This is a genomic window from uncultured Chitinophaga sp. (assembly GCF_937874145.1).
Classification (GTDB): Bacteria; Bacteroidota; Bacteroidia; order Chitinophagales; family Chitinophagaceae; genus Chitinophaga.
In genome coordinates this window covers 1-25,028 of the sequence record NZ_CALNBI010000137.1, presented here as the reverse complement: position 1 = coordinate 25,028, position 25,028 = coordinate 1, and the positions used below count along the sequence as shown (strand labels likewise).

The following is a 25,028-nucleotide window of genomic DNA, read 5'->3' as shown; positions in this document are numbered from 1 at the left end:
TCTATGGAAATATCATGTTTGTCAGGATACCGCGGCCATCTTGCCAGGTCCCGGCTGCCTGGCGGCTGCTTCCGCCTCCACCTGCCGGTTCAGGAAATACATCATCACCATCGTGATCACCAGCGCCACCGCAATCACATAACCCAGCACGGGATAATGTTCCAGGTACCCCGTTTCGGTGGAATGCACGATCCTGCTGGCCGCCACGGCGGCGATACCGCCGGAAAGCTGCTGTACGGCCGCGTTGATGCTCATGAAGGATCCACGGTCCTGCAGCGTGGGCAGGGAAGTCATGGTCGCCTGCATAGGGATGATCCGCGCAAATACCGACACCATCATCAGCACGTTGATGATCAGCGCCAGGTAAAATGGCGTGATGCCGCGGTTGGTGTAAATCAGCACCATGATGAGCGTGAGCGAACTGGCGGCGTAGAAGATATTGGCGCGGCCTATTTTGTCGGACAGCCGCCCAATAATGGGTGACACCAGCAGGTTCGCCAGCCCCGAAGCCATAAACAACAGCGTGATGTCATGCTTGGAGATGCCCATGTTGTGTTGCGAAAATGCATTGCCGAAGGGCATGAGCATGTAACCGCCCGTGGCGATGAGTACCGTGGTGAAGAAAGCCAGCCGGTAGCGCGGGTTTTGCACCGTATCTGCCAGGTGTTTGAATGCGTTCTTTTCCGTGTTTTTGCCCAGGTGCCCGGTGATGGGCTGCATGAAATACCCCAGCAGCAGCCCCAGGATGGTACCGAAAACGGCGATCATCCAGAACGGGAAATGCCAGTTGAAGCGGATGGCCAGCTCCCAGCCGATGGGGATGCCAAGGATCTGGCTCATGGCAAAAGCCATCTGGGTATACCCCATCACGCGCCCGCGCGTTTCCGGGCGGAAGAGGTCCACAATGATGGCCAGCCCGATGGAACTGATCACCCCGCCGAAAAGCCCCGTAACAATACGGGCGACCAGCAAAGCGGGATAATCGTTGGCGAGGGCGCAAAAATATGTGCCGATGATAAAACCGGTATAGAAAACCATGAGGATTTTCTTCCGGTCGAACTTATCGGCGAAGCCTGCTGCGGCGATGGCCGAAATACAGGCGGAGAAAGGATATGCGGCCACAACCATCCCGAACTGGCGGGCGGTGAAATCATGCAGGAGGATCTCACCCAAAGGGTTCATGACCATGAAATCGAGCACCACGGTGAACTGCATGAGCGACAGCAGTACGATCATGAGTACCTGGTAACGGGTAAAGACAGGTTGTTTCGGAGCGTGTGTTTCCATTTGGAATGTTGAAATCGTAGTGTGTGTGGTGGAGAAAATCAACCGGGCAGCTCTTCGCAGAAATATCCGGCCGACTTCACCAGGCTAATAATGGGCGAGGGGTCGGGGTTCCGGGTTTCGATGCGCAGCACTTTATCGGTATCCTCCCGGTCAACGGTCCATTTCACGAGCCCGGGGGCTTCGTCGAGAACGGGCGCCAACTGGCGGAGGTCTTTTTTGAACCGGATATTGGTCCGGAATACGAGCACATCCATTCCGGATGCCGTTGCATAAGCGGTGGTCATGGGCGTCAGGTTTAATGGTGATGAGATATATCGGGTCATGCGGGTTTGAGGGCTTTGAGCACCAGCTGCAGCGCTAGTTCCATAGATTCGTCCGTCAGCTTGAAGGGCTGGTGGCCGAAGGTTTTCTCCTGTGTATGGAATTTGATGAGCTGGTACAAGGGGGCGAACGCCACCGACCAGTACACCTCGAACGGCAATTCAATCAGCTCCTTGCGCTCGATCGCGTTGCGGACGAATTTTCCCATCACATCCTTGAAAGAAGCATACACCTGTACCGACACCTTGTTATAGAGGTGCGAGTACCGCATCTTTTCGATGAATTCCACGTCGAGCGGATTGCGGGTGAAGTGGCTGGCGCGGTTGTGCCATTGTTTGCGCAGCCCCTCTTCGAAATGCATGTCGGGGTCGAAGTCGCGGAGGCTTTCTTCCAGCATGGTCTGCGTCACGCGCAGCGTCACCTGGATGATGAGGTCTTCCCGGTCCTTGAAATAAATGTACAAAGTCGCCGGCGACACCCCGGCCGCGCGGGCCAGTTTGTTCACGCCGAATCCGTCCAGCCCCTCATGAACGATCATTTCGATCGCTTTTTTGTGCAGCAGGCATATTTTATTCTCGTCCCTTGGGCGCATGATGCCACAAAGATAAATGAGCGATCGCTTATTTTTAAAATAATTTTTCGGCTGGATGGGTTGAAGGAGTGGAAGAAGAAAGACAGCCGAATCTGAAATGGCATTGCGCAGGGAGCAGTTCAGGGATTCCGCGGGGGTAAATGTGGCTTTTCTTAAAAAAAGGCTTACGCCTGAAAATGTTGCGCAATTTCAGCAATAAACGCCTGGTATGTAACCTAAACCAGGATAAGACGCTGCACAGGCTTAGTAGGGATACCGTACTGTAACCGTATGTTTTACCAATAAGCCCAAAAACGTTTAGATACGCCCGACAGGGGGGCGAAAATGCCCATTTCAGAAGAAGAAAGGGTGACCGGCGCAGTGGTACTGCTTTCGGTCACCCCGGTGCTTTGGCGTTCCCCCGCTTCCGGGGGCAGCGCGTTCATGATGTTGCGGTCGACGTACCGCAACCGGCGGGCCGGCTGCAGACCGGTGGCGCTGTTGCGGAACGTGGGCCAGGCTGCCCCGGGAAGGGGTGCCGGCCGCTTGGGCCAGCCGGTTCGCGCGCCGGCTGGCCTGTCTGCTAATATGTTGAATGCGCATGCGGAAATCACATGCCTGCAAACTGCATCCCACCGGCGGAAGGAGTTCGTCCGTACGTCAGGGTCTTGGAAACTGGCAGACGTTAACGTTTATCCCAACCGTTTGGTGATAAATAAAGGATAGATAATGAACAAGGAAGGAATCAGCAGGGCGGGTGGAAGATAGCGCCTGCGGCGGGAGAAGGGTAACGTTCCTGCACCCAGCCTGTGAAAGGCTTCGCCTCGTCGCGGGGAGCGGCGGGGCGGGGGCTGTCGGCCAGCAGCACAATGTCCTGCAGCTTCAGCGTGGTGGGGGCAGGTGTCATTTGTTCTTCTCCCGGCAAGGCGTTCCCGAAAACGGCGGCCATAATCTTCGCACAACCGCAATCCTGTGCAAAATCACGGTGGTCGATCACGTAGGCTTTCACCACGCACCGCATATACCCGGTTACCCGGATACCGAAGTGAACGCTGGTAAGCGCCAACAGACATATGGCCAAAAAGGAACGCAAAGCAAGTTAAATATAGTAAAAAAATCTGGGATATGAAATGAGTTTTTCCCGATTGCGTAAGTCATTTTCCCGATTTGATCGATGGGCCGAGCCGGTCTGATGCATTTTTGCAGAAGATTTCAGCTCCATATGAGAAAAATAGTAGGGAAAATTCATCTTTGGTTAGGATTGGCCTCCGGGTTGGTAGTATTTATTATCAGCGTCACCGGGTGCCTCCTGGCTTTTGAATGGGAGCTGAGAAGCCTCTTCGGCAAACAATGGTTTCACCTCCCGGCAGGAGCCAAAACGGCCCAAACCGCCCCGCTTCCCCCTTCCCAGCTCCGCGCCATCGCCGAAAAGGAAATCGGCAAATCGGCACAGGGCGTCATCTATGGCGGCAAGGACTACAGTTCCGTGGTCCAGTTCTACGGCCGTGGCGACAATGCCTATTACCAGCAGGTGTTCATGAACCCCTACAACGGCCAGGTGCTCCGTACCTGGGACGCGAAAAGCGATTTTTTCCGCATTGTGCTGGAAGGGCACTTCAACCTCTGGTTGCCCCGCAAGATCGGCCAGCCCATCGTGGCATGGTCCACCCTCGCGTTTTTCGTGCTCCTGCTCTCAGGGCTCGTGCTCTGGTGGCCGCGCAACAAAGCCGCCCGCAAACAACGCTTCTCCGTGAAGTGGGACGCTAAGTGGAAACGCAAAAACTACGACCTCCATAACGTACTGGGCTTTTATGTCATGAGCATCGCCGTGATCCTCATCGTAACCGGCCTGGTATATGGTTTCAAATGGTGGGCCGACGGATTGTATTACGCCACCACGGGCGGCAAATCCCTCAAAGACGCGGTTTATCCCATCTCCGATACCACCCGCCTCACCCCCGCACACTCCCTGGAAGCCAATACCGACATCGCCTGGGCAAGGGTGATGAAAGCCAAGCCGGCAGAAGCGGGTTTGTCGCTCTACTTCGCCACCGGCAACAGCGCGCCCATCAGCGTTACCATCAACAACCGCCCCGGCACCTATTATAAAACAGAGAACTTCCTGTTCGACCAATATACCCTGCAACCGCTGGAGGCAACCGGTCCGTTCGCGGGCAAATACGAGGAGAAATCCATGGGCGACAAATTCCGCCGCATGAACTACGACCTGCACGTAGGCGCTATCTGGGGCCTTCCCGGGAAGCTGCTGATGTTCTTCGCCAGCCTTATCTGCGCCAGCCTGCCCGTTACCGGTGTGTGCATCTGGCTGGGCAGGAAAAGGAAAGCGAAGAAGGCGAAAAAAGCGCCGCTTCCCAAGCCCGTGTTGCAGCCGCAACCCGCTTTATCTTAAAGTCTTCCCCGCTTCTGCCAATAAAATGCTGTAAGTTTAGCGAATGAAAACAACAGCTGCCTATTGGCGCGAAACACTACAACTGACGCAACACATCGAAGGCGGCTCTTTCCGTGAAACTTACCGTGCACCCCTGGCCATCCAGCCCGAAGGCTTTTCCGGGCTCAGGAATGCATCCACGGCGATTTATTTTCTGCTGGAAGACGGTGATTTTTCAGCTTTCCATCGCATAGCATCCGACGAGCTGTGGCATTTTTACGACGGCACGCCGCTGCATATTTACGAGATCCGGCCGGATGGCACCCTGCACGTACACCTCCTGGGCCGCAACATCCGCAAAGGAGAACACCTGCAGGTTTTAATACCCGCGGGCAGCTGGTTCGCTTCCAGCGTGGAAGAAACGGGAGGCTTCTGCCTCGCCGGTTGCACCGTGGCGCCCGGGTTCGATTTCGCTGACTTCGAACTGGCCGGGAGAGCCGATCTGGGCGCACGTTTCCCGCAACATGCCCAACTCATTGCACTGCTAACACGTTCATAAATTTTAGCAAGGGATTTTTGACGGACAGGATGCGATTTCTTGTCCGGATTATCTATTTTTCAGGATTAATCATTGAATTATGAGCAGAAGAAATTTTCTCCGACAAACCGCTATACTTTCCTCCGCAGCCATTCTCCGTCCCGCGCTTTCCTGGGCATCGGCAGATCCGTTCCCAGTTGTGCGCGTTCCCGAATCGCAGCGCAGGTTCCGCAGCAAAGCCGTGGAAGAAGCCATCGCAGCCGTGCAGAAAGGTGTGAAAGATCCCGAAATGGCCTGGCTCTTCAATAACTGTTTCCCGAACACGCTCGATACCACCGTGGAATACACGACGGTCAACGGCCGGCCCGATACATACGTAATTACCGGTGATATCGACGCCATGTGGCTGCGCGACAGCACCGCCCAGGTTTCGCCTTACCTCCAGCTGGTGGCCAAAGACAAAGACCTGCAGCACCTCATCGCCGGGGTGATCAACCACCAGGTGAAGTGCATCCACAAAGACCCCTACGCCAACGCGTTCTATAAAGACGAAAACAAACGCGGCGAATGGGCGACAGACATCACCGACATGAAGCCCGGCATCCACGAACGCAAATGGGAAATCGACTCCCTTTGCTATCCCATCCGCCTCGCTTACCTCTATTGGAAAAAGACCGGCGACACGTCGCCCTTCGATACCGCCTGGAAAGAATCCATCGCGCTGACCGTAAAAACGTTCAAGGAGCAGCAGCGGAAGAACGGTCCCGGCCCTTACACCTTCCAGCGCACCACTTCCTGGGCTACCGACGGTGTTCCGCTGGCGGGATACGGCTACCCGGTGAAGCCTGTAGGCCTCATCTGCAGCACGTTCCGCCCCAGCGACGATGCCACCATCTTCCCCTACCTCGTTCCTTCCAACTTCTTCGCGGTAGTGAGCCTCCGGCAGGCAGCCGAGATCCTCACGGCGCAGAAAATGGATGCCTCCCTGGCGGCTGAATGCCGCGAGCTGGCTGCGGAAGTGGAAGGCGCGCTGAAGAAATATGCCATTACCACGCACCCGCAGTTCGGTAAAGTGTATGCGTTCGAGGTGAACGGTTACGGCAGCTTCAACCTGATGGACGACGCCAACGTACCCAGCCTGCTCGCCCTGCCTTACCTCGGAGCGGTGGCGCCCAACGACCCGGTGTATGTCAACACGCGGAAAATGATCCTTTCATCCGAAAACCCTTTCCATTTCTCGGGGAAAGCGGGCAAGGGGATCGGGAGCCCGCATACCGGCATGGACCGCATCTGGCCCATCAGCGTAGTGATGCAGGGGCTTACGAGCAAGAGCGAAACCGAGATCAAAGAGTGCCTGCGCATCCTCAAGAGCTGCCATGCCGGCAAAGGGTTTATGCACGAATCTTTCCATAAAGACGATCCCGCACAGTTCACGCGTTCCTGGTTTGCCTGGGCGAATACGATCTTCGGGGAGTTCATCTGGAAAGTATTCACCGAACGGCCGCATTTACTGCAATAATTGAGTTACATTTAATCTTACACGTACCGAAACCGCTATGGAGCGCAAGCCTGATGCAAACGCATATTTTATTACACGTTGGCAATCCCAGATCAAAAAGGGATTGTTCGAATACATCATTATGCTGCTGCTGCAGAAAAAGGAACGGTACGGTTATGAACTGATCAGCGAAATCAAAAAGCTGGCGGATATGGATATCGCCGAAGGCACGATATACCCGCTGCTGAGCAGGCTGAAGAAAGAAAAACTGGTGGAGTCGAGATGGGTGGAGATGGATGAAGGCGTTCCGCGCAAATATTACCAGCTCACCGATCTCGGCAACGAATACCTGGAAACCATGTATCAGTACCTCGGCGAACTGATGCAGGCCATTACCGACCTGAAGCAAGTTTAATAAAATTCCCGGCAGATGAACGGCGACAAGAAATATATCCTCTCTCTCGATCTCGGTTCCAGCGCAGCTGGCGCCGTGCTTTTTTCCCGCGAGGGACAGGTGGTGAGGCATTTGCAGAAAGAATACGAGAAATACTATCCGCAACCGGGCTGGATCGAGGTGGATCCCAACGAGATCTGGTATACCATGCTTTCGGTAGTGGAAGAACTCATTGCCACGGCGGGTATCCGCGCAGGGGAGATCGCCGGGATCGGCATCGCCAACCAGCGGGAAACCACCGTGATCTGGGACCGCGAGAAAGGCGAACCGGTGTATAACGCCATCGCCTGGCAAGACCGGCGGACGTCCAAGCTGGTAGACGAATTCCGTTACCAGGGCTTCTCCGGCCTCGTGCAACGCAAAACCGGCCTCATCCTCGACGCATATTTCTCCGCCAGCAAGATCTCCTGGATCATCGATCATGTTCCCGACGCGCGCCTTCGCGCCGAGCAGGGCAAGCTCGCATTCGGCACCATCGACGCCTGGCTCATCTGGAAGCTCACCGGCGGCAAAACGCATGTCACCGATCTGACGAACGCTTCCCGCACCATGCTCTTCAACATCCACACGCTGGAATGGGACGAAGAGCTGCTGCGGCTGTTCAATATCCCGCATCAACTATTACCCGCGATCTGCTCCAACAGCGAGATCATCGGGCATACCCAGCCTGGTTTGCTGGACGCCGTGATCCCGATTGCCGGGGTAGCTGGCGACCAGCAGGCCGCGCTGTTCGGGCAGATGTGCCTGGAGCCCGGTATGGTGAAGAATACTTACGGGAGCGGTTGCTTCGCATTGATGAATACCGGCTCCAAACCCGTGACGTCCGACAATCACCTGCTCACCACCATCGCATGGAAGATCGGGGAGGAAACCACCTACGCCCTGGAAGGCAGCGTCTTCGGCGGAAGCTCTGTTTTCCGCTGGATCCGCGACGGCCTGGGCCTGATCGAATCCACAGCTGAGATAGAAGCCCTCGCACAAACGGAACCCGACAACGGCGGGGTGATGTTCGTGCCCGCATTGTCAGGATTGGGCACCCCGCACTGGGACCCCTACGCCCGCGGCATGATCATCGGCATCACCCGGGGCACCTCTTCGGGCCACATCGCCCGCGCCGCCCTGGAAGGTGTAGCGCTCGGCATCGCCGACGCGCTGGACGCCATGGAAAAAGACAGCGGTCGCGCCATCCGGGAACTGCGGGTCGACGGGACCTCCGCCACTTACGACTTTTTCATGCAGATGCAGACCGATATCCTGCAATACCCTGTCATGCGCCCCAAAGTGATGCCGGCCAGCGCTACCGGCGCCGCATACCTGGCGGGCCTCGCCACCGGCTTCTGGACTTTGCAGGAAATCAGGGAACAATATACCATTCAACGCGTCTTCGCTCCCGAAGAACAACCCGGCCCCGCCCTGCGGGAACGCTGGCAAAAGGCCGTGGCCCGGGTGAAGAACTGGGATTTCTGATATCGCGCCGGTATCTGAACCGTCACTTTGCCCTGGTCCTGTCAGTTACGGGCAACGCCCCGGCCATCCCGCCAGTACCTATTACCGAATGAAATCCGGCCGGCGCTCCGCCGCCCGTGCAGGGGGGAAGACTTAATAATTGCATAGCACCCGACATGGGAACAAATACCCCGGTGCCGCGTTAATAACATAAACCCCTGACATGCAATGATCAAACAATTATTGATGGCAGAAATCCAACTTTCCCGGAAATAGCGGGTAAAAACGATTAATTTTGCCAGTATCGGATTACGATGTATATTGTATAATAATGCCTTGAATTCAACAGCGAAAATGAACCGTTTAGAACAACTGCAAAAAATCGGGGAAACCAGTGAGTGGGACGTGATTGTCATCGGTGGCGGCGCCACCGGCCTGGGGGCCGCCCTGGAAGCCGTTACCCGCGGCTACAAAACCCTTCTCCTGGAACAGTCCGATTTTGCCAAATCCACGTCGAGTAAAGCAACCAAACTTCTCCATGGCGGCGTCCGCTACCTCGCCCAGGGCGATGTGGCACTCGTCCGCGAAGCCAGCATCGAAAGAGGGCTGCTATTGAAAAACGCACAACACCTTTCCCGGAACCTTTCTTTTGTCATCCCCGCCTATAGCTGGTGGGAAGGCATTTTTTACACCATCGGCCTGAAAATGTACGACTGGATGGCGGGGCGCCTCAGCCTCGGCAGGTCGCGGCACATTTCCCGCAGGAAAACCCTGAGCCTGCTGCCCGGACTGAAAGAAGACCATCTCACCGCAGGGATCTTGTATCACGACGGGCAGTTCGACGATGCGCGCCTGGCCGTGAACCTCATGCAAACGATCTACGAAAAAGGCGGCGTGGCACTTAACTATATGAAAGTCACCGGCCTGAACAAGAACGGAAACGGCCAGCTCGGTATCGTAAAAGCGAAAGACACCGAATCCGGCAAGGAATACCAGTTCCACACCAAAGGCATAATCAATTGTACCGGCGTATTCGTGGACGACATCCTCGAAATGGACGATCCCGCCATCAAACGCAAGATCGTGGCCAGCCAGGGCGTTCACCTGGTGCTCGACCGCTCGTTCCTCCCCGGCGACAATGCCCTGATGATCCCGAAAACTTCCGACGGGCGCGTGTTGTTCGCCGTTCCCTGGCATAATAAAATAGTGGTAGGCACCACCGATAATCCGGTCAACGAAATCAGCCTCGATCCCGTGGCGATGGAAAAGGAGATCGGCTTCATCCTCGAAACAGCCGGTCAGTACCTGGAGAAAACGCCTCAGCGCAGCGATGTGAAAAGCGTATGGGCGGGCCTCCGGCCGTTGGCCAAACCCGAAAAAAGCGAGAAAACGAAAGAAATCTCCCGGAACCACAAGATCATGGTGTCCGCATCAGGCCTGGTGACCATACTCGGCGGCAAATGGACGACCTACCGGAAAATGGGGGAAGACGTGGTAGACAGGCTGGAGAAAGTGAAAGGCTGGGCCGCGACCGAATCCGTTACCCGGAAACTCCCTGTGCATGGGGCTTCCGTTAAACTCGACGAAAGCGATCCTTTATATTTCTATGGTTCAGACGCCCAGGCGGTGAAAAACCTCGAAGGTGGCGGGAAAGTATTGAGTGAGGCGTTGGGGATCATCAGCACCCAGGTGCTCTGGGGCATCCGTACCGAAATGGCGCAGACCGTAGAGGATATCCTGGCCCGCCGTACCCGCGCCCTGTTCCTGGATGCGGAAGAAGCAGTGCGTATCGCGCCGGAAGTGGCGAAGATCATGGCTGCCGAAACCGGCAAAAACGGGGAATGGGAAGCCCAGCAGGTACGCGATTTCCAGGAACTGGCCAAAACGTACCAGCTGAGCTAATCAAAAGGATTACATCCATTTAACTTTTTCTTCAAGAGGCTTCAGGCGCCGCCCGGTGCGTGGAGCCTCTTCCGTATAACCCAGGTAGAGGAATCCCAGCACTTTGTCTTCGTCGCGCAGCCCCAGGTAATCCTGCATGGCGGGCGTGTAGGTCATGCCCCCCGAGCCCCAGTACACGGCGATGTTCTGTGCGGTAGCCGCGAGCCAGAGGTTTTCCACCGCGCAGGCGGTTGCCGCAACTTCTTCGATCTCGGGGATCTTGGGATTGGCGCCGCGCTTCATCACCACGGCAATCACGTGGGAAGCGAGGTCGCCCTGCGTTTTCAGCTTCTCATAATTGCCTAAAATGAATTGTGCGGCGGGTGTGTACTGCTTGTACAATTCAGCATGGTCGGTGCAGAATTGCTGCACTTTATCGCCGCTGTACACCACGAAGTACCAGGGCTCGGTAAGGCCGTGAGTAGGCGCCCAGTCGGCCAGGCGGAGCAGTTCGCGTACGGTTTCGTCGTCGATTTTCTTGCCGTTCATCGCCGTCGGTTTCACCGTGCGGCGGTAAAGGATGATGTCCTGTATGTTATTGGTCATGCGTTGGTTTTACTGAGTTGCGTTTTAAGTTCTTCCGGAAGGCGCGCCACCTTGCGGGCGGAATAGTCGAAGCAAACCATGCCGGTTTTGGCTTCGGCGATGATGGCAAGCTGTCCGCCCCGGAAAGTGCTGATGCGGTAGAACAGATCGAATCCCACGGAAGTGAATTCACCGGCGGTGATTTCAACTGTCAGTTGATCGCCGTAAAATCCTTCACCTTTGTAGACGATGGCGGCGTCGGCCATGATGAGCGCGGTACCGGATACCTCCAGTTCGGTGGCGCCGAAAGACGCGAGGTAGCGCATCCGGGCTTCATGGAGGATGGACATGATGGCGTCGTTGCCGAGGTGGTTGCCGTAGTTCACGTCGCTGATGCGGACGGGAAGCTGGGTGAGGAACCGGAAGTGCTCCGGCATATCGATCTTAACTCTGGCCATGGCGTTCCTGTAAGAAGGCGATGAGCTTTTTGAAGGCTTTCGCGCGGCGGCTGAACTGGTTTTTCTCGCTCATCTCCATTTCCGCGAAGGAGCGGTCGCCGCCGGCGGGCTGGAAGATGGGATCGTAGCCGAACCCTTTGCCGCCAGACCGTTGGGTCAGGATTTCGCCTTCGGCCACGCCTTCGAACTGGTGCTCCCGGCCGTCGAGGAACAGGGAGATCACGGTGCGGAAGCGGGCGGAGCGTTGGGTATTGCCTTCCAGGAGGCGGAGGACTTTATCGATATTATCATCGGAGCTCTTCGCTTCGCCGGCATAACGGGCGGAAAGGACGCCAGGTTCGCCGTTGAGGGCATCAATTTCAAGGCCGGTATCTTCCGAGAAAGAGTCTTTGCCGGTCATATTATAAATGGTGAGCGACTTCTCCCGGGCATTTTCTTCCAGGGTGGGGTGCGGCTCGGGGATGTCGATATCGATACCGGCTTCCCGGAGGGTGACGATGGAGAACTGGTTGCCCAGCAGGGAGCGGATCTCCTTCACTTTATTGTCGTTGTTCGTCGCGAAAACTAATTCCATATCAATAGATTATATACCGAATAATTGTTTGAGGCCCATCCAGAGGCGGCCTTTGAGGGCTTTGTCTGTTGCAATGAGTTGCAGGTCGTCCGAATAGAGGACCGGCAGGCCGTTAAAAGCGGTGGTCTGGTAGGGTTGGGTGGGTGGAAGTCCCAGCGACGCGGGCTCGATGGCGAAGTTGATAACCTGGCGCGCGGGGATCTTCTGGAGGTAATCCTGCAACCTGATGCCGGGGTAGTTTGCCGTATTGACCAATGCAACATCCTGCATGCCGAGTTTGCAGGCATTTAAAATATTTGCGAGGAGATTAAACGTTTCCTCGCTCAAATAGGCTTCCCTTTCATTTTGTATGAGGAGCAGGATGTTTTTTTGATTTTCGCCTAAATATTTGATTTCAGGCACGGCTTTCGCCTCGGCGGGAACGGCAGTAATTTCCTCCGGAATGATAGGCTGGTGGTACATTTGCGCCAACAGAAACGGGTCCAGCTGTAATCGCTCAAGGCTCATAAATATTGTATTAATGCTTAATGTGATAATCCCATGTGTGGGAAAAACCGTTTATTTGCGGATCGTTCGGTGGAACGGAATCATGCAAACGAGCGTGTAAAAATATTGAGATAAAAGTAATTAACCATGATGGCAGTAGAATATCCCACCGCTAAATCTACCGTGATGGAAGAAGCGAAGCAGAGGATTAAGGTGACGAAAACCTCCCGGAGCAGGCTCCCCGAGGTAGATTTCGATCACCTGGTATTTGGGAAGAAATATGCAGACCATATGCTGGTGGCGGATTTCGACGGAAAAGAATGGAAGAACGCGGAAATCGTCCCATTCCAGCCCTTTAACGTAAGCCCCTCCAATGCCGCCTGGCACTACGGGCAGGCGATTTTTGAAGGGATCAAGGCGTATAACGACCAGGAGGGGAATCCCATGATTTTCCGTCCGTACGACAACTATGCGCGTTTCAACAAGAGCGCGGAGCGCATGGGGATGCCCGATGTGCCGGAATGGCTCTTTATTGGCGGCATGGCCATGCTGATCGACCTCGACCGCGGCTGGGTGCCTTCCAACGAAGGTTGTTCCCTGTACCTGCGGCCGTTTATGATCGCGATGGACGAGTTCATCGGCGTGCGGCCTTCGGATACTTACCGTTTTGCGGTGATTAACAGTCCTTCGGGCCCTTACTTCAACAAGCCCATTCACCTGCTGGTGCAGGACAAATACATCCGCGCCTTCCCGGGCGGGGTGGGGTATGCGAAAGCCGCCGGCAACTACGGCGGGGCGATGTACCCGACCATGCAGGCCCGGAAGGACGGTTACGACCAGATCCTTTGGGTGGACGGCACGGAATACAAATGGCTGCAGGAGTGCGGCACGATGAACGTGTTCGTGATCATCGGCAATCGCGCGCTGACGCCCGATCTTACGAACGGTACGATCCTGGCGGGAGTGACCCGTGCCAGCGTGATCGACGTGCTGACGGATATGGGCCTGGAAGTGGAGGAACGCCCTGTTTCCATTGAGGAAGTGGTGGCGGCCCACGAGAATGGCACTCTGCGCGAGGTGTTCGGTACGGGCACGGCGGCGAGCGTGGCGTATGTGGAGCAGCTGGATTACAAGGAGCACAAGATCAGCCTGGATACCACTAAGTATGAAGTGGGAAGAGAAGTGATCGAGCGGCTGGATGCGATCCGGACGGGCAAGGTGGCCGACGAGCGGGGCTGGAACTTTATAATTGACTGATAACCACGTTGTTTATATAAAATGACCGGGTTGCGTACGCGTGACCCGGTTTTTTATTTTGGGGATATCATGTATATAAAGGAGTGCGGCAGGGGTTGTGTGGACGGGGGATTCGGTGTATCTTTGCGGCCTTATGACGCTTTCGGTTTTTAAGGAGTCTTTGCAGAACACTGTGCCGCCGGCCGGGTTAACGCCCGCTTTGCTGGCGATGTGGTGGGATGGCAGGGGTGATTGGGACCGGAGCCACGACATTGCGCAGGAGGATCATTCGCGTGCGGGGTCGTGGGTGCATGCATATCTTCACCGGAAGGAGGGGGATGCGGGCAATGCGGCGTATTGGTATGCCCGGGCGGGGAAGCCTGTGTTCCGGGGCACGCTGGAGGAGGAGTGGGACCAGCTTTCGGGGGCTTTATTGCTGGAGAATCCCCGTTAATTGGCCGATTTTAGGAAAAAACTTCCAAGTAATTTTGTAATGTTATGCGGAAGTGATACCTTTGCCCTCCCAAATTCCCTTAATGGGAACGACGGGTTTCATTGTAAAACAGCAGTAAAATATAAAATAGGTAAGAATGCCTACAATACAACAATTAGTAAGAAAAGGAAGAGAAATTATCCGGGCCAAATCCAAGTCCAGAGCTTTGGATGCTTGCCCGCAGCGTCGTGGCGTATGTACCCGTGTGTACACTACCACTCCGAAGAAACCGAACTCCGCGTTGCGTAAAGTAGCGAAAGTGAAGCTGACCAACAAAGTGGAGGTTATCGCTTACATTCCGGGTGAAGGCCACAACCTGCAGGAGCACTCTATCGTACTGATCCGTGGTGGCAGGGTAAAGGACCTTCCGGGTGTTCGTTACCACATCGTTCGCGGTAGCCTTGATACTGCTGGTGTGAAAGACCGTAAGCAAAGCCGTTCCAAGTATGGTACCAAAAAGGAAAAGGCTAAAAAATAATTTGTAATAAATAGTTGAAATTTTTCAAATAAATGAGAAAGCAAGCTGCGAAAAAATTACCCCTGGCTCCGGATCCCAGATTCCAGGATAAATTGGTAACCCGCTTTGTGAATAACATCATGGAGCAAGGTAAAAAGAGCATTGCATACCGTATTTTCTACGACGCGGTTGACCGTGTTAGCCAAATGACCAACGAGAACGGTTACGAAGTTTGGAAGAAAGCACTGACCAACGTAACGCCGGCCGTTGAAGTACGCAGCCGCCGTATCGGTGGTGCTACTTTCCAGATTCCTGCCGAAGTACGTCCTGACCGCAAGGTGTCCCTGAGCATCAAATGGCTGGTTCGCTACGCTGGTGACAGAAATGGTAAGAGCATGGCTGAGAAACTGGCGAACGAAATCGTAGCCGCCAGCAAAGGTGAAGGTGCCGCTTTCAAAAAGAAAGAAGATACCCACCGTATGGCTGAAGCCAACAAGGCATTCTCCCACTTCAAGGTATAACCATCCCGTTTTTTTAAGACGGTTTGTAAGCATATCAAAGGCTGGTCCGGTATTCCCGGATCAGCCTTATGTTTTTTATATCAGCCAATTGATTTTATTAGCTATTGTTGTTCCCCCTTTTTGTAGATGATTGCGTCTTGTTATGGTAGATATACCAGACATGGCTTTAAATACATATCATTGCAAACCCATTGTTTTGCCCGCCCTTGATTTTACATATGCTTTTGACAGCGTAGGTCCCAATGGGGAAATTAGAAAGATAATCCAGTTTCAACCTATAGCTGAAACCATAAACGGATTGAAGGTTGTTAATCTAGCGTTCGGGGATTACATAACGGACGGGTATGCTATTAACGATCGGAGTGTTTCTAATAATGGTGACACGAATAAGGTTTTAGCGACAGTAGCGAAAACAGCTGTGAATTACTTGGATGAGTTTGGACCAGCCCTAATAATTGTAAAGGGTACAACACCGGCAAGAACGAGGTTGTATCAGATAGCATTAAATAACTACAGAATTGAACTGGAGAAACTATTTGAAGTTTTAGGGTTGATAGACGAGCAATGGGAGCCATTTATTAAAGGGTATAATTACAGTGCATTTTTGTTTTCACGCAAGTAAATTTTTCAAATCAATCATCATGAAAATTGTAAAACTTTCTAAGGATACATTAGACAAAGATACCAAATTGATAGAAGTAGGTGAGTGGAATCCTGGAATTGATTTCAGCAAAGATCCTTTTTTTGTCAGGAAGAAGAAAATGGCGGAGGAGCTCATCCATCGTGTTGGACTGCCAGACCCAAAATTGTTGTCCAGGTAATCCTTAAATTGTTTGAAGGCTTAACTTTCTAACGGCCGGCAATAGCGCAAAAAACAGGCTGCCATAGAAACGGCAGCCTGACAATAAATAGGGAAGGGATAGTTTGATTATTTCACATTGACCAGCACCTTGATCTTGCCACTGCCGGATTTCAGCTCCTGCAGCGCTTTCCCAAGGACCTGGCCGGTTTTTACTTTTTCAGGATCAGCTTTCATGGCGTAACCCGGCCTGCCCGAAGTAACGAGGAGATCGCCACGCTCGATAGGGCCGCCTTCGTCGCACACCTTGGTCGGGATTACACCCACCACGCCAATGGGCACCTGGTCCGAGGGGGCTTCGAGATCCTCCTGCTCGGTCAGTAACACGCCAGGTTTTGTGGCATATACACCCGCCACCAGCGCGGAGTAAGCCTTGCCGGATTTCTCCATCATCCGGTCCGTCCGTTTGGAAATCACCATCACATCGCCGGGTTCATAGCTATCACGCGCACCCTCCACATCGAATGCTTCCGCCAGATCGGCCCCGCCATTGGTGGTCCCGCTGTTGAAAAAGCCCATACCCGTGTTGGAAATTCGCGCCACATTGCTGCCCGAACGCTGGAACACTGCTACGTTTCCGCTGGTATTGTTTTGATTGACGAGTAATGCATTACCTGTTCCCTGGTTCTGTATCGTTACGGCCGGTTGCGTGTTGGCGGTATTCATATTCAGGAAATGACCCGCTTTGCCTGTGCCCACCGCCGGGATCCAGCCATACACCGCAGCACCAGTGCCGTCGGTAGAAGCCGCAACGCCATTGCCTTTGGCGGAAAACGCATATACGCCATCCCCGCTTCCCTGTACTAAAGTCGTAACCCCGTCGCCGTCGCCATTAGGATCTGTAACCAGGAAAGCGCCGCCGGCACCACCGGTTCCCCTCGAAACGCCCAGCAAAGCGGCTGTACCGAAAGCAGACGAACTGGTATTGATATCACCTTTCACCGCGGCATTGCTGCTCGTAGTGTTATCAACCCTGAAGCTGCCCGCAGGGCCGATGCCATCCGTAATAGCGATGAGAGCCGGGTTGATGTTGAACTCGTTTTCGTTTGTAAACCAACCGGCAAAACCATTGGAAGCCGTGGTTGTTCTTCCCCGCACCGCTGTGCCGGTCCCGTTTGCGATAGCTTCTATTGCGCTCCCGTTTTTAATAGCGGTAGATATGAAGGTAGTGCCGTCACCATTCCCCAGCGCGATCAATGCATTGCCTTTCCCGGTTGTGTTGGAGGAATGGAAGATGCCGCCGTAACCTCCGGCACCGGAAGCCACGCCATATACCGCCGCCGCGCCGAAATTGGCTAATAAAGTATTGACTTCAGCCCTTACCGCGGCACCTACGCTGCTGGTGTTATCGATTGTAAAGGAGGATGCATTGCCCAACGCATTATTGGGTATGTTGCCCAAGCCATTAGAGTGCACTTCAAATACGTTGGCATTTGTATTGTTCACATTAAAGTTTTCGAATCTGCCCGCACGGCCGGTACTTCCACTGATTCCGACCCTTCCATACACCGCAATCGCATTGTTCGATTGATCCGTCCCGATAAATCCATGGACACCATATCCGCCACCATCATTTCTGCCCACAACAGCACCCGCAATATTGCTAGTAGTGCGGCCGACAATGGCTTCGCCGGCGCCGTTGTTATCGCCGATAATGCCGGCACTTGTTTGCGCACTGGTAATGCCATGTACGGCAAAACCGTTGGTGGTGGTGGCAATTAAGCCCTTGCCGTTGCCGGTTGTGGAGACGCTGATGACATTGCCGTTGCCAACAGAATTGGCGCTAAGCACCACATTATGATTAGAATTGTTATAGATGCTGACATTAGCGGGTGTTCCATTTACACTGGTAGCCTGCAAGCCTGTCCCGCTGTTACTGTTGGCATACACGCCGTAACCGTTGGCAGAGGAAGTGCCGTATACACCCAGGCCGTTCGGCGTTGAGCCATACACGCCCCAACCGCTGCCGGCATGCGAGCCCCATACGCCGATGCCCAATCCGCCGGTGCCGTTATTAATACCCCGCACCGCGGAGGAAAAGCCCCCGGGAGCAACGGGACTAACAATCCCGCGTACCGCGGCAATACTGGATGTAGTGGTGTTGTTGACGCCTTCGATGGAAGTGCCGTCTCCATTATTGTTCAAAGAAAATAACGTGGAACCATTGTTTTCTGTGGCAAGGTAAGGCAGTGAAAAACCGCCGCCGCCGCCGGTTTGCGGCGCCCACATGGTACCATCGAACCGGAGGATCTGCCCGGCAACAGGTGCTGTGGTGCTGACCGGTGTTCCCTGTAATTTCGCTACGGCAGGATCAGGATAAGTGCCGGACAGGTCGCCGCCGGCAGCCACACCATTGATATCGCCAGCGATGCCCTGGGGGCCTGCAGGCCCGGAAGGCCCAGGATCTCCTGTATCGCCTTTATCGCCCGTATCGCCTTTAGGACCCTGCTGACCTTGAATACCTTGCACACCCTGCGTTCCAGGTAACCCTTGCAAGCCGATAGGGCCTGGCTGGCCGGGAGCGCCGTCGTCACCTTTGTCACCTTTCGCACCGGGGATGCCCTGGAGCCCTTGTGCGCCGGTATCACCTTTATCGCCTGTATCCCCCTTCACACCCTGAAGCCCCTGTGCGCCGGTATCACCTTTATCACCTTTATCACCTTTATCGCCCTTCACACCCTGGTGCCCCTGTGCACCAGCGTCACCTTTATCTCCCTTCACACCTTGAATTCCCTGAGCGCCCGTATCACCTTTGTCCCCCTTCACACCTTGGAGCCCTTGTACACCAACATCACCCTTCACGCCTTGAATACCCTGCGTGCCAGTGTCACCTTTGTCCCCCTTCACACCCTGGAGCCCCTGTGCGCCGGTATCACCTTTATCGCCTTTGTCTCCTTTCACACCGGGAACACCCTGGATACCCTGTGCGCCGGTATCGCCTTTATCACCCTGCATCCCTTGTGCGCCCGTGTCGCCTTTATCCCCTTTCACTCCGGGAGCACCCTGCGCACCCGTGTCACCTTTTTGGCCCGTTGCACCAGCAGGCCCAGTAACGCCCGCCGGCCCCACAGGACCAGGAGCCCCCGTCGGCCCTTGCGGGCCCGCAGGCCCCTGAGCACCGGCAGGCCCCGGATTGCCATCAGCAGCATACAATGCAAACGGAACGCTCATCAGCTGTTGTGTGCCCAGCGTCTGGAATCCGCCGCCGGTATTCACTTCCACCTGCAGAAACTGGTTGGCGTTTCTCCAGGGCACCGCCGCGAACGTACCGCTCACCGGCGTGCCGCGGCCCACCTGCAGATTGAATAATCCCATCGCGTTGGTCGTGGTTTGATGCGTTTCCTGGTACTCGATAGCGCCGTTGGGCCCGCCGCCACGGATGGAAAAACGCACGCCCAATGCCTGTCCTGCTACTACGGAGCCATTGTTGTTGCGCGCAACCGCCTGGTAATTTATCCCTGACAATGCATGCTGTGCACGCGCCGCCAGCGCGGTCGTCATCAGCAGCATCAATGTGTATATCGTTTTCTTCATGTTTTTATTTATTAGGTACAGCCGGTTTGATGGGAGCCGCGGCGGGCTCGATGCCCTGTACCGCCGGAGTGATCATTGGCGTTGTGTTCGCCGGTGCGGAAGCTTTCGCTTGTTGCGCCGCCGCCGCGGCAGAAATTTCCGAAGGCAGTTGCACGCCCGAAGTACCCTGTTGGGTATTCGCCTGGCGGGCCGACATTGCAGCTGCTCCACCCATCGAACGCGCCGGGAACAGGTATTCCATGATCGATGCCGCGGTCCGCAGTTTGGCGGGAGCCGCCTGCTTCTGGATGGCAGGAGGTGCCGAGACCTGGTTGGCTTCTCTCAAAAGCTTATCCAGCTTGGCTTGTGGGTTATCCGCACGTTGCGCCAGGGCAGTGCCGGTGGCAAGCAACAACAGCGTTGTAGTCATTGACAGTAACTTATGCATGTGTCCGTATTAATGATGGTACGATAAAGTTTCAAAATCAGTTATCCCGGAACGGGGTGTACATGAGCGTGAAGTGCAGGCTTTGCCTTTGCCGGATGCTTGGTATCGTGGGCAGCAGCCATGCGAAATCCAGCTGGAAGCCTTCCACACGTACGCCGAAACCTGATGAGAATTGCTGCCTGCGGCCTTTTTCCGGATGCTCGTAGAAGTAACCGGTGCGCACGAAAAAGGTATTCCGGTAAGCGTATTCGATCCCGCCGGAAAGTGCGCACTCGCGCATCTCTTCCGCAAAACCGCCCGGCGCATCGCTGAACGAAGTAAAGATGGATTCGACCACACTTCTGTCTGGATCTTTACCTTTTTCAATCTCGTTGGCAGGCAACCCATCCGCATCCAGCTTGTAAACAGGAGGAGTAGGAACGAGTAGTTTATGGATATCCGCCGCCAGTGTGAATTTGTGGTCTTCCGTATGCACGAACGTGTAGCCGCCGCCGATACGCAGCCCCATGGGGAGGAAAGACCGCCCGTCGGACGCATCCGTATAGGAAAGTTTCGAACCGATATTGGTCAGGCTGAGGCCCCAGGCAAAGCGGTTATTCCCTTCGATATGATCTTTATATCCCTGCGAATAAAAGCCGATATCCCCTGCCACGGCCGATGCGGGCTTCTGCAACTGTCCGTTGTAATGACCGTTGCCCAGCTCGCTGCGGATATACCGCGCGGTAATGGATAAGGCGTACCGGCTCCCGAGTTTGCGCGCATAGGCGAGGTCGATGGCGTATTCCCGGGGTTTGTATTGTTGAAGGAGATTGCCGTTATCGTCACGGAAAGTAACGTCTCCGTAGTTGAAGTAACGGATAGCGGCGCCAAGGCTTTCCTGTTCGTTCCAGGTCTTGAATCCCGACAGGTACGTCATGTTCGTTTTTTTATCGGACAGGTCGTACATCCAGGGCGAGTACGATACGCTGGCGCCGTATTCGCCGGCAAAAGGAAGTTTGGCCGCATTGCCGGAGAGGGCGTTGGCATCGGGTTCCAGGCCGGTGATGGCACCGCCAAGTGCATTACTCCGGGCGTCAGGATTTACGAGGAGGAAAGAGGCTCCGGTGTTGACGGGGCGGAGCGCGGATGTTTGTGCCATCAACGGGGTTGCCGCCAGCATTCCCGCAATGACGGGAATCAGTTTATATAGTTGCATGGTTTCCGGTTTGGACTATTGAACGATGAGTTTTTCCGTGAAGACGAAAGCGTTGACCTTCACCATCACGGTATAAATTCCTGCCGCGAGTTTATCGACCGAAGTAGGGATTACAACTTTCCCCGGAGCAAAACTCCGGTGGTCCTGGAGGATTACCTGGCCGGATGTGTTGAGGATCATAAAGGAAACGGACGCGTGCGTAAGGAGATTGAATTGTATTTTAAAAGTAGTGAGCGCGGGATTGGGGAAAAGTGAAAAATCCAGTACAGGATTGCGGCCGGGCAGGAGTGGAGGCAATACGTCGGGCTGCTGGAATCCCTGGGTCAGCAACATGGACCCTGCCGGGAAAGAAGAGATAGCAGGCTCGCCGATGGTATAGTCGAAATGGATGCCGCCAACAATTCCGCTGCTCCCGGTTGTGGCTATCACCTGTCTTACCATTACCCACTGCGCCCTGGAAGGGACACTTGCAGCGGTCATGATCATAACGGTTAAAAGGATACTAGGTAAAATTGTCTTCATCTTCAGGAATATGGTGATCGGTTAATTTGTCGATAATAGAAAAAAGCTTCACTGACGGCTAATGTCAGCCGTCGTGCAAATGTTGATATACTGTCTTATCAGCGGGGATAGATCAGCATGTTTCCGGATATGCGCTTCAAGTAAAGTATGGTAAAAAAAGGCAGTGGTTACTGCGGCGGTATTTCAAAACGATGGTTAAAATTGGAGATGCGATGGTTGGTGCAACGGGTGCAAGGTATAAAAAATGTCAACAAAATCCGAGCAAACCGGAATTAGAATGTGGTAAAAATAAATGTAAAAAGAAAAGGCCGCTTCCACGAAGCGGCCTTTTCTGTACGTATGTGCGTAATCGTTATTTATTTCACATTCACCAGCACCTTGATCACGCCGGTTCCGCCGCTCAGTTGTTGCAGTGCCTTACCGAGCACCTGGCCGGTTTTCACTTTATCGGGATCGGCTTTCATGGCATAACCAGGTTTGCTGGAAGTAACGAGGAGATCGCCGCGGGCGATAGGCCCGCCTTCGTCGCAGACTTTGGTGGGGATAACACCGACTACGCCCATGGGAACGTGTCCCATTTCTTCATCAGTAGCATTGCCTTCCGTCAGCAAAACACCTGGTTTGGTGGCGTAAACGCCCGCTACCAGTGTAGAATAAGGTTGGGCGGATTTCTCCACCATCCGGTCTGTATTAGTGGAAATAACGAGCACGTCTCCGGGTTCATAAGCATCGGACGTACCTTCTACAGCGAATGATTCTGCAAGGTCGGCGCCGCTTACGGCGGTACCGCCATTGAAAAATCCACGACCGGCTTTATTGATGCGGGCTACGTTGGCACCCACATTTTGGTAAACGGCAATGTTCCCGGCTGCGCCACGGTGATCGACCAACAGTGCTGTACCCCTGCCGTCGTTGCGGATATCGACGGTAGTTTGCGTGTTGTCCGTATTGAAGTTGGAGAAACGTCCGGCGCGTCCTGTACCGAAGTTAGGCGTCCAGCCATAGATCGCGGAACCGCTGCCATCCGCATTCGCTTCCACGGCATTGCCATCGTTGGCATTCGCGACGATGCCTTCACCGGTGCCGTTGGTCAGCGCGATCAGAGCGGGCCTCGGGTTGGTGGCGTTGGAAACATAGAACAATCCACCCGTTCCTCCGGTCCCGTCGGCACGGCCATATACACCCGCCGCACCAAAATTGGCGAAGATGGTATTTACGGTACCCAATACACCGGCTGCTGTACTTTGGGTGTTATCCACCATGAAATGTCCGGCAGGTGATTCATCATTCTTACTTACTGTTTTGACCAGCAGGGTGGGGTTCATATTGTCCTCATTATAATTTTCAAACCGGCCCGCACGCCCTGTTGCGAAGGTGGGCACCCATCCATAAATCGCATTTCCTGCGCCGTCGATATTACTTTCCACGCCGTTTCCGTCTTTACCGGCATTCGCCGTGATGGCGTTGCCATTACCGTCGGTAAGTGCGATAAGCGAAGCGCCGTTTCCGGAAGGGTTAGAGGCGTAGAAGAGCCCTGCCCGGCCACCGGTTCCCGAAGAAACGCCGAATACGCCTGCCGCGCCGAAGTTGCCAAATATGGTATTCACTTCTGCTCTTACGGCAGCGCCTACACTGTTGTTGTTGTCCAGCAGGAACGAAGAAGCATTCCCAATTGTATTATCCGGGATGTTACCGTTGCCGTTGGAAACAACGGAAAGCGTATTGGCGTCGATGTTGGTCTGGTTGAAGTTCTCGAATTTGCCTGCACTGCCTGTGCTACCATTCAATCCCACCTGTCCTAACACCCCTACACCACTTCCTGCAGTGTTGGTTGCGATAAACCCTCTCACACCATATCCCCCGCCATCATTACGGCCTACCACGGCCCCGGCGATATCACTGGTGGTACGGCCTACTACGGCTTCACCACCTCCATTATTATCGCCGACTACGCCCGCGCTGGTTTGGGAAGTGGTAATACCATGTACGCCAAAACCTGCATTCGCTGAAGCTCTTACACCCGCGCCATTGCCCGACGTAGAAACGTTGACAACCGTTCCGTTACCCACCGAGTTCACGATCAGCGCGCTATTATTATTGGCGTTGTTGAAAATACTGATAGATGCTGGTATGCCATTGTTGCTGGTCGCCGTCAGGCCTGTACCGGTATTGCTGTTCGCATAAACGCCGGTTCCGTTGGCACTGGCATTGCCGTACACACCCAGGCCGTTAGGCGTGGTGCCGTATACGCCCCATCCGGAACCATTCTGAGAACCCCATACGCCAACCCCCAGTCCGCCGGTACCATTGTTGATACCGCGCACCCCGGAAGAGAAACCGCCAGGCGTAGCGCTCGAAACCACACCTCTCACCGCCGCAATATTGCTGGTCGTTGTATTGTTGACGCCCTCCAGGGAAGTGCCGTCGCCGTTATTGGTGATCGAAAACAGCGTTGCCGCATTGTTCTCCGCAGCGGCGTAAGGAAGCGTAAGCGCACCCCCACCGGCGTTATCAGCCGCAGGCGCCCATTCGGTCCCGGAATATTTCAATACCTGGCCCGCTGCGGGAGCAGTCACCGCTACCGGAATCGTCTGTATCCTGGCTACATTGGGATTCGGATAAGTACCACCAAGATCGCCTCCCGCAGCGCCGTTCGGAGGCAGGCTGGTGGGAATCAATCCCGGCGCCAGTTTAGGAAGGGTGATTGCACCATCCGCGACTTGTAAAGTATTCACTGCGTCGTTCGCAATCGCAGGGTTCGGATAAGTACCGCTCAGTGAGCCGCCAGCCGCAACACCGTTGATGTCTCCAGCAGGCCCCGCAGGTCCCACTGGTCCGGCAGGCCCAATCGGTCCGATCGGTCCGGCAGGTCCCATTGCGCCAACAGGTCCGGCAGGCCCTACAGGCCCGGCTGGTCCCGCAACGCCCGCAGGCCCGGCTGGTCCCGCAGGACCATCAGCACCGGTAGCGCCCGCTGGCCCAATAGGTCCAATCGGACCAGCCGGTCCCGCTGGTCCGTCCGCACCCGTTGCGCCCGCTGGCCCAATAGGTCCAATCGGACCCACCGGTCCTGCTGGTCCGTCAGCACCTGTAGCGCCCGCAGGCCCAACTGGGCCAATCGGACCCACCGGCCCCGCAGGACCATCAGCCCCCGCAGGTCCCATCGCGCCCGCAGGCCCTTGAGGCCCCTGGGGACCCGCAGCACCCACCGGTCCTGCAGGTCCCACCGGCCCAACAGGCCCCGTTGCACCATCAGCGCCCGCTGGTCCAACAGGACCCACCGGACCCGCTGGCCC

At 54.9% G+C, this 25,028-nt stretch carries 27 protein-coding genes; 12 read left to right on the top strand and 15 right to left on the bottom strand.

All coding sequences use genetic code 11. From position 1 onward, the window contains the following. Positions 1–21: 21 nt before the first annotated feature. From Q0510_RS06355 to Q0510_RS06335, 5 genes are all read right to left on the bottom strand, one after another. Entirely contained in the window at positions 22–1,287 is a 1,266-nt protein-coding gene (locus Q0510_RS06355) for an MFS transporter (protein WP_298709277.1), read from the bottom strand. A 38-nt stretch (positions 1,288–1,325) separates the two neighbouring features. Then, positions 1,326–1,571: a hypothetical protein gene (locus Q0510_RS06350; protein WP_298709275.1), complete on the bottom strand. Its 246-nt coding sequence runs from the start codon at positions 1,569–1,571 to the stop codon at positions 1,326–1,328. A 35-nt stretch (positions 1,572–1,606) separates the two neighbouring features. Continuing rightward, a complete protein-coding gene (locus Q0510_RS06345; protein WP_298709273.1) occupies positions 1,607–2,200 on the bottom strand; it encodes a TetR/AcrR family transcriptional regulator in 594 nt (197 codons plus the stop codon). Between the two features lie 275 nt (positions 2,201–2,475). Beyond that, positions 2,476–2,793: a hypothetical protein gene (locus Q0510_RS06340; protein WP_298709271.1), complete on the bottom strand. Its 318-nt coding sequence runs from the start codon at positions 2,791–2,793 to the stop codon at positions 2,476–2,478. Between the two features lie 131 nt (positions 2,794–2,924). Next, complete coding sequence (locus tag Q0510_RS06335) at positions 2,925–3,272, bottom strand: hypothetical protein (RefSeq protein WP_298709269.1); 348 nt, start codon at positions 3,270–3,272, stop codon at positions 2,925–2,927. A gap of 129 nt (positions 3,273–3,401) precedes the next feature. Between Q0510_RS06335 and Q0510_RS06330 the strand changes: the two genes are divergently transcribed. From Q0510_RS06330 to Q0510_RS06305, 6 genes are all read left to right on the top strand, one after another. After that, complete coding sequence (locus Q0510_RS06330; RefSeq protein WP_298709268.1) at positions 3,402–4,589, top strand: PepSY domain-containing protein; 1,188 nt, start codon at positions 3,402–3,404, stop codon at positions 4,587–4,589. A 43-nt stretch (positions 4,590–4,632) separates the two neighbouring features. Next, a complete protein-coding gene (locus Q0510_RS06325; RefSeq protein ID WP_298709266.1) occupies positions 4,633–5,127 on the top strand; it encodes a cupin domain-containing protein in 495 nt (164 codons plus the stop codon). A gap of 79 nt (positions 5,128–5,206) precedes the next feature. Next, positions 5,207–6,625 (top strand): glycoside hydrolase family 125 protein, encoded by a 1,419-nt coding sequence (locus Q0510_RS06320; RefSeq protein WP_298709264.1) that lies wholly within the window; start codon positions 5,207–5,209, stop codon positions 6,623–6,625. A 37-nt stretch (positions 6,626–6,662) separates the two neighbouring features. Beyond that, the gene (locus tag Q0510_RS06315) at positions 6,663–7,019 is read left to right on the top strand and encodes a PadR family transcriptional regulator (protein ID WP_298709263.1); all 357 of its coding nucleotides are present in this window, start codon (positions 6,663–6,665) and stop codon (positions 7,017–7,019) included. 15 nt (positions 7,020–7,034) lie between these two features. Continuing rightward, the gene (gene glpK / locus Q0510_RS06310) at positions 7,035–8,525 is read left to right on the top strand and encodes a glycerol kinase GlpK (protein ID WP_298709262.1); all 1,491 of its coding nucleotides are present in this window, start codon (positions 7,035–7,037) and stop codon (positions 8,523–8,525) included. 333 nt (positions 8,526–8,858) lie between these two features. Continuing rightward, positions 8,859–10,406, top strand: coding sequence for a glycerol-3-phosphate dehydrogenase/oxidase (locus tag Q0510_RS06305; protein WP_298709261.1), 1,548 nt, complete (start codon positions 8,859–8,861; stop codon positions 10,404–10,406). 9 nt (positions 10,407–10,415) lie between these two features. Here the strand turns inward: Q0510_RS06305 and Q0510_RS06300 are convergent, their stop codons facing one another. From Q0510_RS06300 to Q0510_RS06285, 4 genes are read right to left on the bottom strand one after another with little or no spacing between them, the layout of a single operon-like run. Beyond that, positions 10,416–10,991 (bottom strand): nitroreductase, encoded by a 576-nt coding sequence (locus tag Q0510_RS06300; protein WP_298709259.1) that lies wholly within the window; start codon positions 10,989–10,991, stop codon positions 10,416–10,418. Beyond that, positions 10,988–11,428, bottom strand: a complete 441-nt coding sequence (locus Q0510_RS06295; protein WP_298709257.1) for a thioesterase family protein — start codon at positions 11,426–11,428, stop codon at positions 10,988–10,990. Before Q0510_RS06295 ends, Q0510_RS06300 begins: the two co-directional genes overlap by 4 nt. Next, the gene (gene rdgB / locus Q0510_RS06290) at positions 11,415–12,002 is read right to left on the bottom strand and encodes an RdgB/HAM1 family non-canonical purine NTP pyrophosphatase (protein ID WP_298709255.1); all 588 of its coding nucleotides are present in this window, start codon (positions 12,000–12,002) and stop codon (positions 11,415–11,417) included. Before rdgB ends, Q0510_RS06295 begins: the two co-directional genes overlap by 14 nt. Before the next feature lie 9 nt (positions 12,003–12,011). Then, positions 12,012–12,509 (bottom strand): hypothetical protein, encoded by a 498-nt coding sequence (locus tag Q0510_RS06285; RefSeq protein WP_298709254.1) that lies wholly within the window; start codon positions 12,507–12,509, stop codon positions 12,012–12,014. Between the two features lie 126 nt (positions 12,510–12,635). Between Q0510_RS06285 and Q0510_RS06280 the strand changes: the two genes are divergently transcribed. From Q0510_RS06280 to Q0510_RS06255, 6 genes are all read left to right on the top strand, one after another. After that, on the top strand, positions 12,636–13,745 hold the full coding sequence (locus Q0510_RS06280) for a branched-chain amino acid aminotransferase (RefSeq protein ID WP_298709252.1): 1,110 nt from the start codon (positions 12,636–12,638) through the stop codon (positions 13,743–13,745). A gap of 133 nt (positions 13,746–13,878) precedes the next feature. After that, positions 13,879–14,178 carry a hypothetical protein gene (locus Q0510_RS06275; protein WP_298709250.1) on the top strand — a complete coding sequence of 100 codons (300 nt, stop codon included), beginning with the start codon at positions 13,879–13,881 and terminating at the stop codon, positions 14,176–14,178. A gap of 136 nt (positions 14,179–14,314) precedes the next feature. Next, positions 14,315–14,695, top strand: coding sequence for a 30S ribosomal protein S12 (gene rpsL / locus Q0510_RS06270; protein ID WP_109698242.1), 381 nt, complete (start codon positions 14,315–14,317; stop codon positions 14,693–14,695). 32 nt (positions 14,696–14,727) lie between these two features. After that, on the top strand, positions 14,728–15,195 hold the full coding sequence (gene rpsG / locus Q0510_RS06265; RefSeq protein WP_298709245.1) for a 30S ribosomal protein S7: 468 nt from the start codon (positions 14,728–14,730) through the stop codon (positions 15,193–15,195). 142 nt (positions 15,196–15,337) lie between these two features. After that, positions 15,338–15,817, top strand: a complete 480-nt coding sequence (locus tag Q0510_RS06260) for a hypothetical protein (RefSeq protein WP_298709243.1) — start codon at positions 15,338–15,340, stop codon at positions 15,815–15,817. 19 nt (positions 15,818–15,836) lie between these two features. Beyond that, the gene (locus Q0510_RS06255; protein WP_298709241.1) at positions 15,837–16,016 is read left to right on the top strand and encodes a hypothetical protein; all 180 of its coding nucleotides are present in this window, start codon (positions 15,837–15,839) and stop codon (positions 16,014–16,016) included. A gap of 107 nt (positions 16,017–16,123) precedes the next feature. Here Q0510_RS06255 and Q0510_RS06250 read toward each other — a convergent pair whose 3' ends face one another. From Q0510_RS06250 to Q0510_RS06225, 6 genes are all read right to left on the bottom strand, one after another. Beyond that, the gene (locus Q0510_RS06250; protein ID WP_298709240.1) at positions 16,124–19,588 is read right to left on the bottom strand and encodes a hypothetical protein; all 3,465 of its coding nucleotides are present in this window, start codon (positions 19,586–19,588) and stop codon (positions 16,124–16,126) included. A 4-nt stretch (positions 19,589–19,592) separates the two neighbouring features. Next, positions 19,593–19,997, bottom strand: a complete 405-nt coding sequence (locus Q0510_RS06245; protein WP_298709238.1) for a hypothetical protein — start codon at positions 19,995–19,997, stop codon at positions 19,593–19,595. Positions 19,998–20,052: 55 nt separating this feature from the next. Next, complete coding sequence (gene porV / locus Q0510_RS06240) at positions 20,053–21,210, bottom strand: type IX secretion system outer membrane channel protein PorV (protein ID WP_298709236.1); 1,158 nt, start codon at positions 21,208–21,210, stop codon at positions 20,053–20,055. Between the two features lie 15 nt (positions 21,211–21,225). Next, positions 21,226–21,690 carry a T9SS type A sorting domain-containing protein gene (locus tag Q0510_RS06235; RefSeq protein WP_298709235.1) on the bottom strand — a complete coding sequence of 155 codons (465 nt, stop codon included), beginning with the start codon at positions 21,688–21,690 and terminating at the stop codon, positions 21,226–21,228. Between the two features lie 398 nt (positions 21,691–22,088). After that, the gene (locus Q0510_RS06230; RefSeq protein ID WP_298709233.1) at positions 22,089–24,467 is read right to left on the bottom strand and encodes a hypothetical protein; all 2,379 of its coding nucleotides are present in this window, start codon (positions 24,465–24,467) and stop codon (positions 22,089–22,091) included. Between the two features lie 164 nt (positions 24,468–24,631). After that, positions 24,632–25,028 (bottom strand): hypothetical protein (locus Q0510_RS06225; RefSeq protein WP_298709231.1); only part of this gene is annotated, 397 nt, incomplete at its 5' end.

What these genes read in the sequence shown, in the direction of transcription:
- glpK (WP_298709262.1), top strand. Translation starts at nt 7,035, where the DNA reads ATGAACGGCGACAAGAAATATATCCTCTCTCTCGATCTCGGTTCCAGC.
- Q0510_RS06250 (WP_298709240.1), bottom strand. Translation starts at nt 19,588, where the DNA reads ATGAAGAAAACGATATACACATTGATGCTGCTGATGACGACCGCGCTG.
- Q0510_RS06260 (WP_298709243.1), top strand. Translation starts at nt 15,338, where the DNA reads ATGGTAGATATACCAGACATGGCTTTAAATACATATCATTGCAAACCC.
- Q0510_RS06235 (WP_298709235.1), bottom strand. Translation starts at nt 21,690, where the DNA reads ATGACCGCTGCAAGTGTCCCTTCCAGGGCGCAGTGGGTAATGGTAAGA.
- Q0510_RS06330 (WP_298709268.1), top strand. Translation starts at nt 3,402, where the DNA reads ATGAGAAAAATAGTAGGGAAAATTCATCTTTGGTTAGGATTGGCCTCC.
- rpsG (WP_298709245.1), top strand. Translation starts at nt 14,728, where the DNA reads ATGAGAAAGCAAGCTGCGAAAAAATTACCCCTGGCTCCGGATCCCAGA.
- Q0510_RS06305 (WP_298709261.1), top strand. Translation starts at nt 8,859, where the DNA reads ATGAACCGTTTAGAACAACTGCAAAAAATCGGGGAAACCAGTGAGTGG.
- Q0510_RS06245 (WP_298709238.1), bottom strand. Translation starts at nt 19,997, where the DNA reads ATGACTACAACGCTGTTGTTGCTTGCCACCGGCACTGCCCTGGCGCAA.
- rdgB (WP_298709255.1), bottom strand. Translation starts at nt 12,002, where the DNA reads ATGGAATTAGTTTTCGCGACGAACAACGACAATAAAGTGAAGGAGATC.
- Q0510_RS06315 (WP_298709263.1), top strand. Translation starts at nt 6,663, where the DNA reads ATGGAGCGCAAGCCTGATGCAAACGCATATTTTATTACACGTTGGCAA.
- Q0510_RS06345 (WP_298709273.1), bottom strand. Translation starts at nt 2,200, where the DNA reads ATGCGCCCAAGGGACGAGAATAAAATATGCCTGCTGCACAAAAAAGCG.
- Q0510_RS06325 (WP_298709266.1), top strand. Translation starts at nt 4,633, where the DNA reads ATGAAAACAACAGCTGCCTATTGGCGCGAAACACTACAACTGACGCAA.
- Q0510_RS06350 (WP_298709275.1), bottom strand. Translation starts at nt 1,571, where the DNA reads ATGACCACCGCTTATGCAACGGCATCCGGAATGGATGTGCTCGTATTC.
- Q0510_RS06295 (WP_298709257.1), bottom strand. Translation starts at nt 11,428, where the DNA reads ATGGCCAGAGTTAAGATCGATATGCCGGAGCACTTCCGGTTCCTCACC.
- Q0510_RS06280 (WP_298709252.1), top strand. Translation starts at nt 12,636, where the DNA reads ATGATGGCAGTAGAATATCCCACCGCTAAATCTACCGTGATGGAAGAA.
- Q0510_RS06355 (WP_298709277.1), bottom strand. Translation starts at nt 1,287, where the DNA reads ATGGAAACACACGCTCCGAAACAACCTGTCTTTACCCGTTACCAGGTA.
- rpsL (WP_109698242.1), top strand. Translation starts at nt 14,315, where the DNA reads ATGCCTACAATACAACAATTAGTAAGAAAAGGAAGAGAAATTATCCGG.
- Q0510_RS06275 (WP_298709250.1), top strand. Translation starts at nt 13,879, where the DNA reads ATGACGCTTTCGGTTTTTAAGGAGTCTTTGCAGAACACTGTGCCGCCG.
- Q0510_RS06255 (WP_298709241.1), top strand. Translation starts at nt 15,837, where the DNA reads ATGAAAATTGTAAAACTTTCTAAGGATACATTAGACAAAGATACCAAA.
- Q0510_RS06300 (WP_298709259.1), bottom strand. Translation starts at nt 10,991, where the DNA reads ATGACCAATAACATACAGGACATCATCCTTTACCGCCGCACGGTGAAA.
- porV (WP_298709236.1), bottom strand. Translation starts at nt 21,210, where the DNA reads ATGCAACTATATAAACTGATTCCCGTCATTGCGGGAATGCTGGCGGCA.
- Q0510_RS06320 (WP_298709264.1), top strand. Translation starts at nt 5,207, where the DNA reads ATGAGCAGAAGAAATTTTCTCCGACAAACCGCTATACTTTCCTCCGCA.
- Q0510_RS06285 (WP_298709254.1), bottom strand. Translation starts at nt 12,509, where the DNA reads ATGAGCCTTGAGCGATTACAGCTGGACCCGTTTCTGTTGGCGCAAATG.